General features: G+C 72.9%; 14 protein-coding genes. 10 read left to right on the plus strand and 4 right to left on the minus strand.

Annotated features, from left to right (window positions below; translation table 11 throughout):
* Nucleotides 1-15: 15 nt before the first annotated feature.
* From IF20_RS02570 to IF20_RS02580, 3 genes are all read right to left on the minus strand, one after another.
* Nucleotides 16-3,132: an FAD-binding and (Fe-S)-binding domain-containing protein gene (locus IF20_RS02570; RefSeq protein ID WP_110943726.1), complete on the minus strand. Its 3,117-nt coding sequence runs from the start codon at nt 3,130-3,132 to the stop codon at nt 16-18.
* Nucleotides 3,133-3,276: 144 nt separating this feature from the next.
* Nucleotides 3,277-3,834 (minus strand): hemerythrin domain-containing protein, encoded by a 558-nt coding sequence (locus IF20_RS02575; RefSeq protein WP_052863214.1) that lies wholly within the window; start codon nt 3,832-3,834, stop codon nt 3,277-3,279.
* Nucleotides 3,835-4,135: 301 nt separating this feature from the next.
* Nucleotides 4,136-4,531, minus strand: a complete 396-nt coding sequence (locus IF20_RS02580; RefSeq protein WP_052863215.1) for a DUF2267 domain-containing protein — start codon at nt 4,529-4,531, stop codon at nt 4,136-4,138.
* 169 nt (nt 4,532-4,700) lie between these two features.
* Here IF20_RS02580 and IF20_RS02585 point away from each other — a divergent pair, with 169 nt between their 5' ends.
* From IF20_RS02585 to ku, 4 genes are all read left to right on the plus strand, one after another.
* Entirely contained in the window at nt 4,701-6,245 is a 1,545-nt protein-coding gene (locus IF20_RS02585) for an FAD-dependent oxidoreductase (protein ID WP_052863216.1), read from the plus strand.
* A gap of 80 nt (nt 6,246-6,325) precedes the next feature.
* Nucleotides 6,326-7,366 carry an SDR family oxidoreductase gene (locus tag IF20_RS02590; RefSeq protein ID WP_052863217.1) on the plus strand — a complete coding sequence of 347 codons (1,041 nt, stop codon included), beginning with the start codon at nt 6,326-6,328 and terminating at the stop codon, nt 7,364-7,366.
* Nucleotides 7,367-7,555: 189 nt separating this feature from the next.
* The gene (locus tag IF20_RS02595) at nt 7,556-7,969 is read left to right on the plus strand and encodes a DUF2795 domain-containing protein (protein ID WP_052863218.1); all 414 of its coding nucleotides are present in this window, start codon (nt 7,556-7,558) and stop codon (nt 7,967-7,969) included.
* Between the two features lie 208 nt (nt 7,970-8,177).
* Nucleotides 8,178-9,158: a non-homologous end joining protein Ku gene (gene ku / locus IF20_RS02600; RefSeq protein WP_052863219.1), complete on the plus strand. Its 981-nt coding sequence runs from the start codon at nt 8,178-8,180 to the stop codon at nt 9,156-9,158.
* Between the two features lie 18 nt (nt 9,159-9,176).
* Here ku and IF20_RS02605 read toward each other — a convergent pair whose 3' ends face one another.
* Complete coding sequence (locus IF20_RS02605; RefSeq protein ID WP_052863220.1) at nt 9,177-10,097, minus strand: SDR family oxidoreductase; 921 nt, start codon at nt 10,095-10,097, stop codon at nt 9,177-9,179.
* Nucleotides 10,098-10,347: 250 nt separating this feature from the next.
* On the opposite strand from IF20_RS02605, the gene IF20_RS02610 reads away from it, so the two are divergent.
* From IF20_RS02610 to IF20_RS02635, 6 genes are all read left to right on the plus strand, one after another.
* Nucleotides 10,348-10,656: a gas vesicle protein GvpO gene (locus IF20_RS02610; RefSeq protein ID WP_052863221.1), complete on the plus strand. Its 309-nt coding sequence runs from the start codon at nt 10,348-10,350 to the stop codon at nt 10,654-10,656.
* Nucleotide 10,657: 1 nt separating this feature from the next.
* The gene (locus IF20_RS02615) at nt 10,658-11,116 is read left to right on the plus strand and encodes a gas vesicle structural protein GvpA (RefSeq protein WP_052863222.1); all 459 of its coding nucleotides are present in this window, start codon (nt 10,658-10,660) and stop codon (nt 11,114-11,116) included.
* On the plus strand, nt 11,116-11,895 hold the full coding sequence (locus IF20_RS02620) for a GvpL/GvpF family gas vesicle protein (protein ID WP_052863223.1): 780 nt from the start codon (nt 11,116-11,118) through the stop codon (nt 11,893-11,895). The genes IF20_RS02615 and IF20_RS02620 overlap by 1 nt, the downstream gene beginning before the upstream one ends.
* The gene (locus IF20_RS02625) at nt 11,895-12,164 is read left to right on the plus strand and encodes a gas vesicle protein GvpG (RefSeq protein WP_052863224.1); all 270 of its coding nucleotides are present in this window, start codon (nt 11,895-11,897) and stop codon (nt 12,162-12,164) included. The genes IF20_RS02620 and IF20_RS02625 overlap by 1 nt, the downstream gene beginning before the upstream one ends.
* 75 nt (nt 12,165-12,239) lie before the next feature.
* Complete coding sequence (locus IF20_RS02630; protein WP_052863225.1) at nt 12,240-12,929, plus strand: hypothetical protein; 690 nt, start codon at nt 12,240-12,242, stop codon at nt 12,927-12,929.
* Nucleotides 12,922-14,172, plus strand: a complete 1,251-nt coding sequence (locus tag IF20_RS02635; protein WP_052863226.1) for an SRPBCC family protein — start codon at nt 12,922-12,924, stop codon at nt 14,170-14,172. The genes IF20_RS02630 and IF20_RS02635 overlap by 8 nt, the downstream gene beginning before the upstream one ends.
* The last annotated feature ends 4 nt before the right edge of the window (nt 14,173-14,176 follow it).

Here is a 14,176-nt window from a genome sequence, read left to right on the forward strand (position 1 = left end):
CACTTGGCTTACCTCTCACTTTCCGATGGGAGACGTGCGGTGCGGGCGGCGGGCCGACCGGACGGCGACGGCGGCCGCGGCGCCGAGAGCGGCCAGCGCGCCCGCGGTGAGCAATCGGCCGTCGCGGGTTCGGACGGCGGGCCGCCGGGCGAGCGCTTCGGGGCGGGTGGCCGGCAGCGGCCCGTCGAGGGCGAGCGCGAGGGCCTCGGCGAGGTGCAGCGCGCGCCGTCCCGTACCGCCCTGCTCGATCTGGGTGCGGCAGCTGAACCCGTCGGCGAGGACGAGGTCGCTGGGCGCCGCGTCCCGTACGGCGGGCAGCACGCCCAGCTCGCCGACCTTCATCGACAGGTCGTGGTGGCCGCGTTCGAAGCCGAAGTTGCCGGCCAGCCCGCAGCACCCCTCGTCCAGCACCTCGGCCTGGATGCCGGCCCGGCGCATCAGCTCCCGGTCGGCGTCGTCCTTGAGGACGGCGTGCTGGTGGCAGTGGGTCTGCACGGTGGCGGTACGGGCCAGCCGGGGCGGCCGCCAGTCGTCGGGCGCGTGGTTGAGCAGCTGCTCGGCGAAGGTGCGGAACTGCTTCGCGAGCCGCATGACGTCCTTGTCCTCCGGCAGCAGCTCGGGCGCGTCGGCGCGGAAGACGGCCGCGCAGGACGGTTCCAGGCCGATGACCGGCGTACCGGCCTCCAGCCAGGGCCGCAGCACTTCGAGGGTGCGGCCCAGGACGTGCTTGGCGGTGCGCAGCTGTCCGGTGGAGATCCAGGTCAGCCCGCAGCAGACGGCCCGGGTGGGCACGGCGACCCGGAAACCGGCGTCCTCCAGTACGCGCACCGCGGACTTGGCGATGCTCGGGTGGAAGTACGTGCTGAAGGTGTCCGGCCAGATCAGGACGGTACGCGGGTCGGCGGGGTCGGGCTCCGGTGTGGAGCGCGCCCGCCACCACTGCACGAAGGACTCCTCGGCGAAGACCGGCGCGGTGCGCTCCCCGGCGACCCCGGCCGCGATCTTGCCGAGCCGGCCGAGGCCCGGTGCGGAGAGCGCCGCATTGACCAGTCGCGGTGCGGCCCGGGAGAGCCGGGCCCACAGCGGCAGCCAGCCCATCGAGTAGTGCGCGGCGGGCCGCAGCCGTCCTTCGTAGTGGTGGGCGAGGAACTCGGCCTTGTAGGTGGCCATGTCGACGCCGACCGGGCAGTCGGACTTGCAGCCCTTGCAGGCCAGGCAGAGGTCGAGGGCGTCCTTGACCTCGGTGGAGCGCCAGCCGTCGGTGACGGGCGAGTCGTCGTGCCCGCCGAGCATTTCGAAGAGCAGCCGGGCGCGGCCACGGGTGGAGTGCTCCTCCTCGTTGGTCGCCCGGTACGAGGGGCACATCACGCCGCCGGAGTGGGTGCGGCAGTTGCCGATGCCGACGCAGCGCATCACCGCGCGGGTGAAGGAGTGGTCGTCCTCGGGGTAGCCGAAGTGCGTGTCGTGGCTCTCGGGGCGCCAGTCGGCGCCGAGCCGGAGGTTCTCGTCCACCCGGTAGGGCGCGACAATCTTGCCGGGGTTCATCCGGTCGTCCGGGTCGAACAGCGCCTTGAGCTCGCCGAACGCGGTGACCAGCCGGTCGCCGAACATCTTCGGCAGCAGCTCGCCGCGGGCCTGCCCGTCGCCGTGCTCGCCGGAGAGCGAGCCGCCGTAGGAGGCGACGAGGTCCGCGGCGCGGTGCAGGAACTCCCGGAAGGCGGCCACCCCGTCGGCGGTCTTGAGCTCGAAGGGGATGCGGGTGTGCACGCAGCCCTGCCCGAAGTGCCCGTAGAGGGAGGGGTGGTCGTAGTCGAACTCGGCGAAGAGCTGCTTGAGGTCGCGCAGGTAGTCGCCGAGTTTGTCGGGCGGTACGGCGGAGTCCTCCCAGCCCTCCCAGGTCTCCCGGTCGTCCGGGGGCCGCGCGGTCACGCCGAGCCCGGCCTCGCGGGCCTTGAGCATCTTCTGCTCGCGCCGGGGGTCGTCGGAGAACGCCACGTCCGGGTCGCCCTCGCTGCGGTTGATCGCCTGCAGCAGGTCGCAGGCCTGCCCGTCCACGTCCTCCTGGTTGTCGCCGCTGAACTGCAGCAGCAGCCAGCTCTCGCCCTCGGGGAACCGTTCGAGGGAGTCCAGGAACGCGCCCTCCTCGCGCATGAGCTGCGCCATCCGCCCGTCCAGCGCCTCCAGCTGGGTGGGGCGGCAGTGCTTCAGCAGCCGCGGCACGTCGTCGGCCGCGGCGCAGATGTCGTCGTACCCGAGGACGAGTATGGCCTCGGCGGCGGGCACCGGTACCAGGTCCAGCTCCGCCTGCAGGACGGTGACCAGGGTGCCTTCGCTGCCGATGAGGGCGCGGGCGAGGTGGAACTCGTTCTCCGGGAGCAGCGCGTCGAGGTTGTAGCCGGAGACCCGGCGCGGGATGCGCGGGTAGCCGCGCCGGATGTCGGCCATGTAGCGGTCGGCGAGGCGGCGCAGGCCTTGGTACAGCTCCCCCTTGCGGCCGCCGCCGGCGACGGCCTCCTCGAACTCCGCGTCGGAGGTGGCCCCGACCCACATCCGGGTGCCGTCGTAGGTGAGCACTTCCATCCGGCGTACGTTGTCGGCGGTCTTGCCGTACGCCTGGGCCGAGGCCCCGCAGGAGTTGTTGCCGATCATGCCGCCGATCGCGCAGTGGCTGTGCGTGGACGGCTTCGGGCCGAACTTCAGGCCGTACTCCGCGAGCTGCCGGTTGAGGTCGTCCATGACGATGCCGGGCTCGACGACGCAGGTGCGGCGCTCGGGGTCGACCGAGACCAGGCGGTGGCAGTACTTCGTCCAGTCGATGACGACGGCGGTGTTGGTGCACTGGCCGCCCAGGCTGGTGCCACCGCCCCGGGAGAGCACCGGCGCGCCGAACTCCGCGCAGACCGCGACCGCCGCCGCGCCCGCCCGCACGGTCCGGGGCACGACGACGCCGAGGGGCACCTGCCGGTAGTTCGAGCCGTCGGTGACGTACGCGCCGCGGCTGCCCGCGTCGAAGCGCACCTCCCCCTCGACCCGCTCGCGCAGCGCCCGTTCCAGCGCCGCCACATCCAGGTCCCCGCTGCCGGGCACCGCGCGCTTCCGATCGGTGAGCGCCGCCTGCTCGTTCGGTGCCATGGTCACCTTCCTCGTCCTTCTCCGCCTCGGTACCGCCGTCGTCCGCGGGGCGCCGGCCCCCGTACGGCCGGTACGCCCGCCGGCGGTACCGAGACGGGCGTACCGGGACGCCGCGGCGGGCCGGCGGACCGGCCCCGGCCGTCGCTACCTGCCGCGTCCGGTGACGAAGTCCCGGGCCCGGTCCACCAGCCCCGTGCCGGGCGCCAGCAGCTTGTTGGCGGGCGGGGTGCTGGGGGACTTCGGGTGCGGGCGGGTGGGCGCCGTCTTCTTCGCGCTGCGGATCTTCTCGCCGAGCGCGTCCAGCTCCTCCTGTGGGCAGGCGTCACGCAGCTGCGGGAAGAGGCGGCCCTCCTCGTCCCGCACGTGCTCGCTGACCTCGACCCGGAGCTTGACGACCAGATGGCTGAAGTCGGGGTGCTCGGCCCCGGTCTTCTCCAGGTCCTTCAGCAGCTGCTCCACCCGGCTGTGGTCGGCGATCTCCTCGTCGGCGAGCGCGTCGCCGTCGGGGAGGTGCTTGCGTACCGCGGGGTAGAGGTGCTGTTCCTCGGCCACGGAGTGCCGGACCAGCTCGATCGTCAGCTCGTCGGCCAGGCGCTTGCGCTCGTCCGAACCAGGCGCCGCGCCCTCGATCCGTCCGAAGAGCTCGGTCACCTCTCGGTGATCGGTGGTCAGTTCCTGGATGACGTCGCCGCCGTGCCCCATGAGTGCTGCCACCTTTCGCGGAAGCGGCGCGACCGGTCCTTCCGGGCGCCATCGGACGAGTTCCCGATACCTCGGGGCCATAACGCCGCAACCTCGACTGATCAGGATTGATTGGGCCGAACGGCGCACTTCTCCTACCAGGCTGAGCGCCGGGCCGGCTCGACGGTGACCGGCCCGGCGCCTCCCATCCCCATGGACCCCATGGCCCGGCGTCCGGGTCCCATGCCGCGGTCGGACCAAACCTCCGCCCGACGAAAACGAGCCGGCCGCGGCACGGTCGGGGTGGTGCGGAAGAGACTGGTCAGGCGGTGGGCGTCAGGTCGGCACGGCCGAACAGCAGGGCGTATCCGCGGGGCAGCTGGGCCAGCACCCGTTGCAGCAGCTCCTCACCGAGGTGGGCGCCGACAGCGGTGAGGACGGTGCTCGCGTCCCAGCGCGCGGTCGCGTGCGTGGCGCCCTCCGTGCGGGCCGCCACCCGGTCCACGAACGCACACGCGGTCCGGCGCCGCTCGTCCCTGATCTCCCCCGCGACGATCCCCGCGACCTCGGGCGGCAGGGCGCGCAGGAACCCGACGCGCACGGCGCCGGTGAGCTGTCCCGCGAAGGCGGCCAGAACGTGCCGGACCGCCCGCTCGGCCTCCACCGCGGTCCGGTAGCGCCCCGCGGTCCGCACCGTCGCGAGCAGGTCGCCGCCCATGCTGCCGCCCTCCTCCGTTCCTCTCCATCCTGCGGCACCCGGCGGAACCCGCAACACCGGGCCGGCGGGCCCGCGCCGCCCCGCTGCCCGGCGGCCCCCACCCCTCCGTACGAGCGCATCACCGGGCCGGCAGGCTTCGGTCCCGGCCGGGTGGGGCACCCGTTGCCGCATGTTCCACACTTCAGACCTACCGGGCATCGACGAGTCGTACTGGATGGCCAGCGCGGACACCACGTCCTACGCACCGCTGACCGAGGACACCGAGGCCGACGTGACGGTGATCGGGGGTGGCATCGCGGGGCTCTGCACGGCGTGGGAACTGTCGAGAACCGGCCGGCGCGTCGTCGTCCTCGAAGCGGACCGGATCGCCGCGGGCGTCACCGGCTACACCACCGCCAAGCTCTCGTCGCTGCACACCCTGGTCTACGACCGGCTGCGCCGCACCCGCGGCAGCGGTGGCGCGCTGCAGTACGCCGTCTCGCAGCAGGGCGCGGTCGAACGGGTCGCCGAGGTCGCGCAGGAGCTGGGCATCGACTGCGAGCTGGAACGCTTCCCCGCGTTCACCTACGTCCGCGACCCGGCCGGCACCGACCAGCTGCGCGCCGAGGCCGACGCCGCGCAGGAAGCGGGCCTCCCCGCCTCGTACGTCACCGAGACCGGGCTGCCCTTCGACGTGGCCGGCGCCGTGCGCGTCGAGGACCAGCTCCTCTTCCACCCCCGCAAGTACCTGCTGGCGCTCGCCGAGGACCTGCGGCGGCGCGGCGGCGGGGTGTACGAGCGCACGCGCGCCACGGGGCTGCACGAAGGTTCGCCCTGCCGGGTGACGACCGAGACCGGCGCCACGGTGACCTCCCGCGAGGTGGTCGTCGCCACCCACTACCCGGTGTTCGACCGGGCCCTGCTGTTCACCCGGCTCTCCCCACGCCGGGAGCTGGTGGTCGCCGCGCCCATCGAGACCGGCCGGGACATCGGCGGGATGTACATCACCGAGGAGGAGGGCAAGCGCTCGGTGCGCACCGCGCCGTACGGCGCGGACCGGCGGCTGCTGGTCGTCACCGGCGAAACCTTCACCCCCGGTACGGGCGACACCATCGAACGGTTCAAAAAGCTCGCCGACTGGACGGTGCGGAACTTCCCCGGCACGGAGATCGCCTACCGGTGGGCGGCCCAGGACAACGACTCCACCGACACGGTGCCGCTGATCGGGCCCTTCCACCCCGGCGCCCGGCACACCTACGTGGCGACCGGCTTCGGCGGCTGGGGCCTGAGCGGCGGGGTGATGGCGGGCAGCCTGCTCACCGGGCTGATCACCGGGGACCCGCCGCCGTGGGCCGGGCTGTACGACCCGCGACGGCTGTGGGGCCCGGTCCGCGAGGCGCCCGCCTTCCTCAGCCACCAGGCGAAGGTCGGCAAGCACTTCATCGGCGACCGGCTGCGTACCACGCACGTCGACTCCGTCGCGGACATCCCGCCGGGCACCGGCGCGGTGGTCCGGGTCGGCGGGCAGCGCGCCGCGGTGTACCGGGACGAGGAGGGCACGGTGCAGGCGGTTTCGGCCCGCTGCACCCACCTGGGTTGTCTGGTCGCCTTCAACGCGGCGGAGACGGCGTGGGAGTGCCCCTGCCACGGCTCCCGCTTCGGCACGGAGGGCACCGTACTCCAAGGTCCGGCGCTGCACCCGCTGGAGCAGCTGGACCTCGGCCGCGACGTGTAACGACGGGCGCCCGGGGAACCCAGGACGGGCGCCGTCCGTCCGCCTCGCCGGCGCCCCGGCGACAGGAGAGGAAACAGCTGATGAGCAGTGCTTCCGTGCGGCGGGTCGTGGTGACCGGCGCCACCGGGAACGTCGGTACCAGCGTGGTCCGCGTGCTGAGCGAGGACCCGGAGATCGACGAGGTCCACGGCGTCGCGCGCCGCATGCCGCACAGCGCACCGGAGAAGACCACCTGGACCGCGGCCGACATCGCGGACGAGGGGTACGACCTCGCCGCCGACTTCGCCGGCGCGTCCGCCGTGGTGCACCTGGCGTGGGCCTTCCAGCCGACCCACCGCCCGCCGGAGACCTGGCGCACCAACGTGCTGGGCAGCATGCGGGTCTTCGAGGCGGCGGCCACGGCCGGGGTCCCCGCGCTGATTCACGCCTCCTCCGTCGGCGCCTACTCCCCCGGCCCGAAGGACCACAAGGTGGCCGAGGACTGGCCCACCCACGGCTGGCCGGACGCCGCGTACTGCCGCGAGAAGGCGTATCTGGAACGGGTCCTGGACGGCTTCGAGCGCGACCACCCCGACATGCGGGTGGTCCGGATGCGTCCCGGCTTCCTCTTCAAGGAGGAGTCCGCGTCCGAACAGCGGCGGATCTTCGGCGGTGTCGCGACGCCCGCGCAGCTCGGCAAGCTGGCCCGTCCCGGGCTGCTGCCGGTCCTGCCGGACATCCCCGGCCTGCGCTTCCAGGTGCTGCACACCGACGACGCGGCCCGCGCCTACCGGCTGGCCGTCCTCGGCGAGGCGCGCGGCGCGTTCAACCTCGCGGCCGAGCCGCCGGTGGACATGCCCTTCCTCGCCCGGCTGCTGAAGGCTCGTACGGTGCGAATGCCCGCGGCGGCGGCCCGCGCCGCGCTCGGCGCCGGCTGGCGACTGCGGCTGGTCCGCGCCTCGCCGCATCTCTTCGACGCGGTTCTGGGGCTGCCGCTGATGGACTGCCGCCGGGCCCGCGAGGAGCTGGGGTGGCGGCCCGAGCGCACCGCGACCGAGGCCGTCGACGCGCTGCTCAGCGGCTTGCGGAAGGAGAGCGGCGCGCCCACACCGCCGCTGGCACGACGGCCGAAAACCGCCTGAGGGACCAGTACGCGGGGCCGCTCCCCGGGTCGCTGCGCCGTTGGGCCGAACTTGATCGTTTCGAGTTTCCCGGCCCGCGGTGACGGGCACTCCGGGAGCGCCGCGGGCAGGTCTCCGCGCCACCGTGCGCGCGCCGCGGACGCTCCCTGCGGCACGCAGCCCAACAGCACCGAACCTCTGGAGGAACACATGGCGGAGAAGGGGAGCGGGCCGGACAGCCCGCTGCACGACGACGAGGTGAAGAAGCGCCTGGAGGGCGAGCTGCGGGCCAATCGTGGCATCCGGGTGGAGGAGGAGCACGAGCCCGAGCCGGCGGGCGAGGACCAGCCCGCGGTGCGGCGCTCCCCCGAGGGCACCCTCGAAGGCGGTACGCCGCCGGGGATGACCGGGGACGACGTGGAGCTGCGCTCGGACCTGGCCCGCCACCTCGACCCGAGCATCTACCCGGCCGACCGCGCCGCGGTGCTGGATTCCCTGCGCGGCAACAACGCGCCCGACAACGTCCTGGCGCGGGCCGAGAACCTGCCCGGCGGGCAGCAGTTCGCCAACGTCCAGGACATCGCGCGGGCACTCGGCCTCGGCGTCGAGGAGCGGCGGACCTGACACCCCCGGACAGGAGTGCGCCGGGCCGGATCTCCCATCCGGCCCGGCGCTTTCCCATCTCCCAATGGCCGGCCGCTCGGCCAGGGGTGTCGAGTGCCACACTCCCGCGAGTCCCAAACCCCCGCCTTCCGCGGGACCGCCGTACGGCGTATGCCGGGGTGCGGTCGCCGCCCGTACGGGGTGCGATGGGGCGAGGAGGTGGCGGCACATGGCACACGCGGTCTGGTCCGGTGCGCTCTCGTTCGGGCTGGTCGCCCTGCCGGTACAACTGGTGACCGCGACGGAGAGCCACACGGTCCACTTCCATCAGCTGGAGCGCGGCACCTCCGACCGGGTGCGCAACAAGCGCGTCAACGAGCGCACCGGCAAGGAAGTCCGGTACGACGACATCGTCAAGGGTTACGACACCGGGGACGAGTACGTGCTCGTCGAGCCGGACGAGCTGGACGAGATCGCGCCGGGCCGCTCCAAGTCGCTGGAGATCACCGGGTTCGTCGACCTCGACGCCGTGGAGCCGATCTACTTCGACAAGACGTACTACCTCGCGCCGCGGAACAAGGAGTACGCCAAGGTCTACGGCCTGCTGCGGGAGGCGCTGGCGCGGGCGAACAAGGCGGGCATCGCCACCTTCGTGATGCGCAACCGCGAATACCTCGTCGCCGTGAAGGCCGAGGACGACATCCTGGCCCTGCACACGCTGCACTGGGCCGACGAGGTGCGGGACCCGCACAAGGAGCTGCCGACGGTGCCGGGGCGCGCCAAGCCGGACAAGAAGGAGCTGGACACCGCGGTTTCGCTGATCGACGCGCTGACCGTCGAGTGGGAGCCGGCGGAGTACCGGGACACGTACCAGGAGAAGGTGCGCCGGCTCATCGAGGCCAAGCGCACCGGCGAGACCGTGGAGAAGGCCGAGCCCGCTCCGGAGCCGACCAACGTCATCGACCTGCGCGAGGCCCTGCAGGCCAGCGTGGACCGCGCGAAGGACCGCCGGAAGTCCGGCGGGCGCGGCGCCGGTACCGGTACCGGCACGGGCGCTGAGGACCTCGACGGGCTCACCAAGGCCGAGCTGTACCGCCGGGCCACCGACGCCGGCGTGCCCGGCCGCTCGTCCATGAGCCGGGACCAACTCGTCGAGGCCCTCTCCGGCGGCGGCAAGAAGAAGAGCAGCCGCCGGAAGAAGGCCTCCTGACGCGTTGTCGGCGGAGCGCTACGGCAGCGGCGTACCGCCGGTCGCGTTCACGATCTCCGCGGTGATGAACCCGGCGTGCTCGGACGCGAGGAACACATAGGCCGGGGCCATCTCGGCCGGCTGGGCCGGCCGGCCCAGCGGCGACTGCTTGCCGAACTCCGCGGTGTCCGGCAGCGTCGCCGGGATCAGCGGCGTCCACACCGGGCCCGGCGCCACCGCGTTCACCCGGATGCCGTCGGGCGCGAGCATCTGCGCGAGCCCCTGCGTGAAGGTGACGATGGCGCCCTTGGTCGTCGCGTAGTCCAGCAGGTGCGGACTGGGCTTGTACGCCTGCACCGACGTGGTGTTGATGATGGAGCCGCCCTTGGGCATGTGCGGCAGCGACATCTTCGACAGCCAGAACATCCCGTACAGGTTGGTGCGCAGCACGCGGTCGAACTGCTCGGTGCTGATCGCCTGGATGCCGTCCGGCTGGGACATCTGGTACGCCGCGTTGTTGACCAGGATGTCGATCCGGCCGAACTCGGCGACGGTCCGTTCGACCAGTTGCCGGCACTCGGACTCCTCGCGGATGTCGCAGGGGACGGCGACCGCCGTACGGCCCGCCTCCTCCACCAGCCGAGCGGTCTCCCGCGCTTCGTCGGCCTCCTCCGGCAGATGGGTGAAGACCACGTCCGCGCCCTCGCGCGCGAAGGCCAGCGCCACCGCGCGGCCGATGCCGGAGTCGCCGCCGGTCAGCAGCGCCTTGCGATCCGTGAGCAGTCCGCTGCCGCGGTAGGACTCCTCACCGTGGTCGGGCGGCGGGTCCATCGGCCCGGTCCAGCCCGGGTGCTCCTGGTCCTGCTGCGGGAAGTCCGGCTGCGGGTGCTTCTCCCTGGGGTTCTGCGGCTGTCCGCTCGTGGTGCCGTTGTCGTGGTGGTCCCGGTGTTGCGCGGCCACTGATTCCTCCTGTTCCGCGTTGACCGTGTTCCGTGGTCAGCCGTCCCCTCCGGCTGCTCCACGGGTCCCCCGCCCGACGGGCCTCAATCCATCATCGGGGCGCCCGGCAAGATCGGCGACCGGACGTCACCCGGGACACGGAGCGGAACCCGAGACCTATGGGTTTCCTTTCGCCCCGGAGCGGTACTCGATGCCGCATGGACTTCCCTGCGGAGGCTCCCGGACGGAGAACCCCGATCGGGGTGGCCTCATGACGCACACGACGAACACACCGGACGAAGGCGACCGACGGGCCGCCTCGGGCCGCCCGGCACTGCCCGAGCTGATGCGCGCGGCGCGCGCCCAGCTCGCCGAGCTCACCGGCCTGCAGCCGGAGACCGTCACCCGGTTCGAGAAGACGGAGGACGGCTGGCTGCTGGAGGCGGAGGTGCTGGAGCTGGCCAGGGTGCCCGACACGATGAGCCTGATGGCGCTCTACGAGCTGGTCCTGGACCACGAGGGCCTGCTCATCGGGTACCGGCGCATCGGCCGCTACGAACGAGCGAAAGGAAACCAGTGACATGACCGTGGTTCCCGCTCAGCAGGAGAACGGCCGGGGAGGAGGCGGCTCCAGCGGCCTGTACGACGTCCTCGAACTCGTACTGGACCGCGGCCTGGTGATCGACGCCTTCGTACGCGTCTCCCTGGTCGGCATCGAGATCCTCAAGATCGATGTACGTGTCGTGGTCGCGAGTGTGGACACGTACCTGCGCTTCGCGGAGGCCTGCAACCGGCTCGACCTGGAGTCCGGTCCCAAGAAGGACCCCGGCCTCCCCGACCTGGTGGGTGAGATCACCGAGTCCGGCGCACGCGGCAAGAGCAAGGGCGCCCTCTCCGGCGCCGCCGAGACCTTCGCCGACGCCATCGGCCAGGGCCGCGAGGCGGCCGGCGGACGGAACGGCTCGTCCTCGTCCGACGGCGAGGAGGCCCCGCGCCGCACCCGGCGCACCACCAGCTCCCGCAAGAAGGAGGAGAGCTGATGACCACCTACGTCTACGGCATAGCGCACGCCGACCACCCGCTGCCCGAACAGCAGGTGCTGGGCGTCGGTGACCCGCCCTGCCCGGTGCGCATCGTGCGGTCCGGCGAGCTGGCCGCCGTGGTCAGCGACTGCCCCGACGGGCTGCGCCCCAAGCGCCGCGACCTGCTGGCCCACCAGCACGTCCTGACCGAGATGGGCGGTGCGGGCGCGGTGCTGCCGCTGCGCTTCGGGTCGCTCTCGACGGACGACGACGCGGTGCGCGACGCGCTCGGCGAGCACGCCACGCACTACAAGACGCAGCTGGCCGACCTGGACGGCCGGGTGGAGTTCAACGTCAAGGCGGCGCACCGCGAGGAAGCCGTGCTGCGACTCGTCGTCGACGACGAGCCGGAGGTCCGCCGACTCACGGAGGCCCTCCAGTCCGCCGGCGGCGGCAGCTATCCCGAGCGGGTACGGCTGGGCGAGCTGGTGGCCAACGGCGTACGGGCCCGCGAGGTGCAGGACGCCCACACGATCGAACGGACCCTGGCACCGCTGGCGGAGCAGTCGGCGCCCGGCCCCGAGGGCTCGGGCTGGCTGGTCAACCTCTCCTTCCTGTTGCCGCGCACGGAGACCGCGCCCTTCCAGGAGGCGGCGCACCGCCTCGCCGAGGAGCAGCCGCACCTGGAGCTGCTGGTGAACGGGCCGCTGCCGCCGTACAGCTTCGTCCGCCCGGCCCACTCGGCCACGGACGAGGAGACCCGGGAGCGCACTCCGGAAGGGTCGGGCCGGGGCTGATGGGTCTGCTCAAGGAAGTGTTGCTGCTGCCCGCCGCCCCCGTGCGCGGCACCGCGTGGGTGCTGCGCCAGGTGGTGGCCGAGGCGGAGCGGCAGTACTACGACCCTCAGGTCGTCCAGAAAGAACTACGGGAGTTGGCCCGTCAGTTGGACGACGGCGAGATCGACGAGGCGGAGTTCGACCGGCGTGAGGACGAGCTGCTGGACCGGCTGGCGGTGGCGCGCGGAGCGGCCCCGCAGGGGCCGGCAGCGCAGGGGCCGAGGCCGTGATGACGGACGACACAGGCACCGGCCGCGCAAGGACAGGCACGACACGGACAACGGGGACATGAGGAGACGGGTGAGATGAACAACCGGGCGGCACTGGCACTGGCCGTCGCCGGAGGATACGCACTGGGCCGCACGAAGAAGATGAAACTCGCGCTCGGCGTCGGCGGCATGGTCCTGGGACGGCGGCTGCAGCTCGACCCGCAGCGGCTGCTGAGCCTGGTCGACGAACGGCTGAAGGCGGATCCGCAACTCGCGGAGCTGCGCGATCAGCTGCGGGAGGACCTGGGCGGCGTGGGTCGCGCGGCGGCGGGCGCGTTCGTCAATCGCCGCATCGACGGCCTGGCGAACAGCCTCCACGAACGCACCCTCGGCGTGCAGGACCGGATCGCCGGCGGCACGGCCCCGAAGCAGCGGGCCGACGACGCCGAGGAGGAAGCGGACCGCGAGCCGGAGGACGCGGACCGCACGGCGGACGACGAGGCCGGGACCGAGGCCGACGAGCCGGACGAGAGCCGCGCGCCGCGAGCCCGCAAGCCGCGCAAGCAGGCCGCCGGGAAGCAGGCCGCCGGCAAGGCGACCGCGGCCCGGCGCCCCGCACGGACCGCGACGAAGAGCGGTACGAAGGCCGCGAGCAGGGCCGGTACGAAGGCCACGGGCCGGGCCGGTGCCAGGACGGGCACCGGGTCCGGCGGCAGGGCCGGCACCAGGTCGTCGGGCGGGGCCCGGTCGTCGGCCGGCCGGAGCCGGGAGCGTAGCGATGGCTGACGACAAGCGCGGTGGCACCGCCACCCGACTGAAGGACACCATCGTCAACAGCCCGGCCACCGACCGGCTCAAGGAGGAGGCCTCGGCGTTCGCCGCGACCCAGGCCCAGCGGCTGCTGATCGCCGGTGGCCGGAAACTGGGCGCCGCCACCACCCGGCTGCAGGACATGGCCGAGGGCAACGGCCCCGGCCTCGGCCGGATGGTGCTGGACGGCGGCCGCCGCATCGCCGAGGGCGAAGGGCCGCTGCGGGCGGCCGTCGGCGCCGGCGCTTCCGGCGCGAAGGAGCGGATCCAGGAGACGCTGCGCAAGGTGGGCGGCGGCGCCAAGTCGGGCACCGGACAGGGCTCGTTCGTCACCGTCGTCGAGGACACGGACGTCGGGGTGCCGGTGCGCACCGCGTACGACCAGTGGACGCAGTTCCAGGAGTTCAGCACCTTCACCAAGGGCGTGCAGAACGTGGACCGCGCCGACGACACCACGTCCAACTGGCGGGCCAAGATCTTCTGGTCCACCCGCAGCTGGCAGGCGTCCGTCACCGAGCAGGTGCCGGACCGGCGCATCGCCTGGACGGCGGAGGGGGCGAAGGCCTCCCTCAAGGGGGTCGTCACCTTCCATGAGCTGGCACCGGACCTGACCCGCGTCCTGCTGGTCATCGAGTACTACCCGAAGGGCCTCTTCGAGCGGACCGGCAACATATGGCGGGCGCAGGGGCGGCGGGCCCGGCTGGACCTGAAGCACTTCCGCCGCTTCGTGATGCTGCGCGGGGAGTCGACCGGCGGCTGGCGCGGGGAGATCCGCGACGGCGAGGTCGTCGAGTCGCACGAGGACGCGGTGGACCGCGAGGAGGACCAGGAGCCGGCGTCGTCCGACACGACAGCGGACGGGCAGGAGGAGCCCGCGGAGTCGGCGGACCAGGAGGCCCCGGAGGCCCGGGAGGACTCCGAGGACCTGGTGGAGCCGGAGGGCCCTGAAGACTCGGCAGACACGGAAGACACGGCAGCCCCGGAAGAAGCGGAAGACACGGAAGAGCCGGAAGAGGCCTACGACGACGAGGAGTTCGCCGACGAGGATGCCGGCGACGAGGAGGAGGAGTACGCCGACGAACCGGAGGCATACGAGGACGCCGAGGCCGCGGACGCCGAGGCCGCGGACGTCGAGGCCGCGGACGCCGAGGCTGCGGACGCCGAGGCCGAGGAGTACGAGGAGTACGAGGACGAACCCGAGCCGGAACGGGTGAGGTGAGCAC

The sequence above is a fragment of the Streptomyces niger genome, from assembly GCF_000718305.1.
Taxonomy (GTDB): Bacteria; Actinomycetota; Actinomycetes; order Streptomycetales; family Streptomycetaceae; genus Streptomyces; species Streptomyces niger.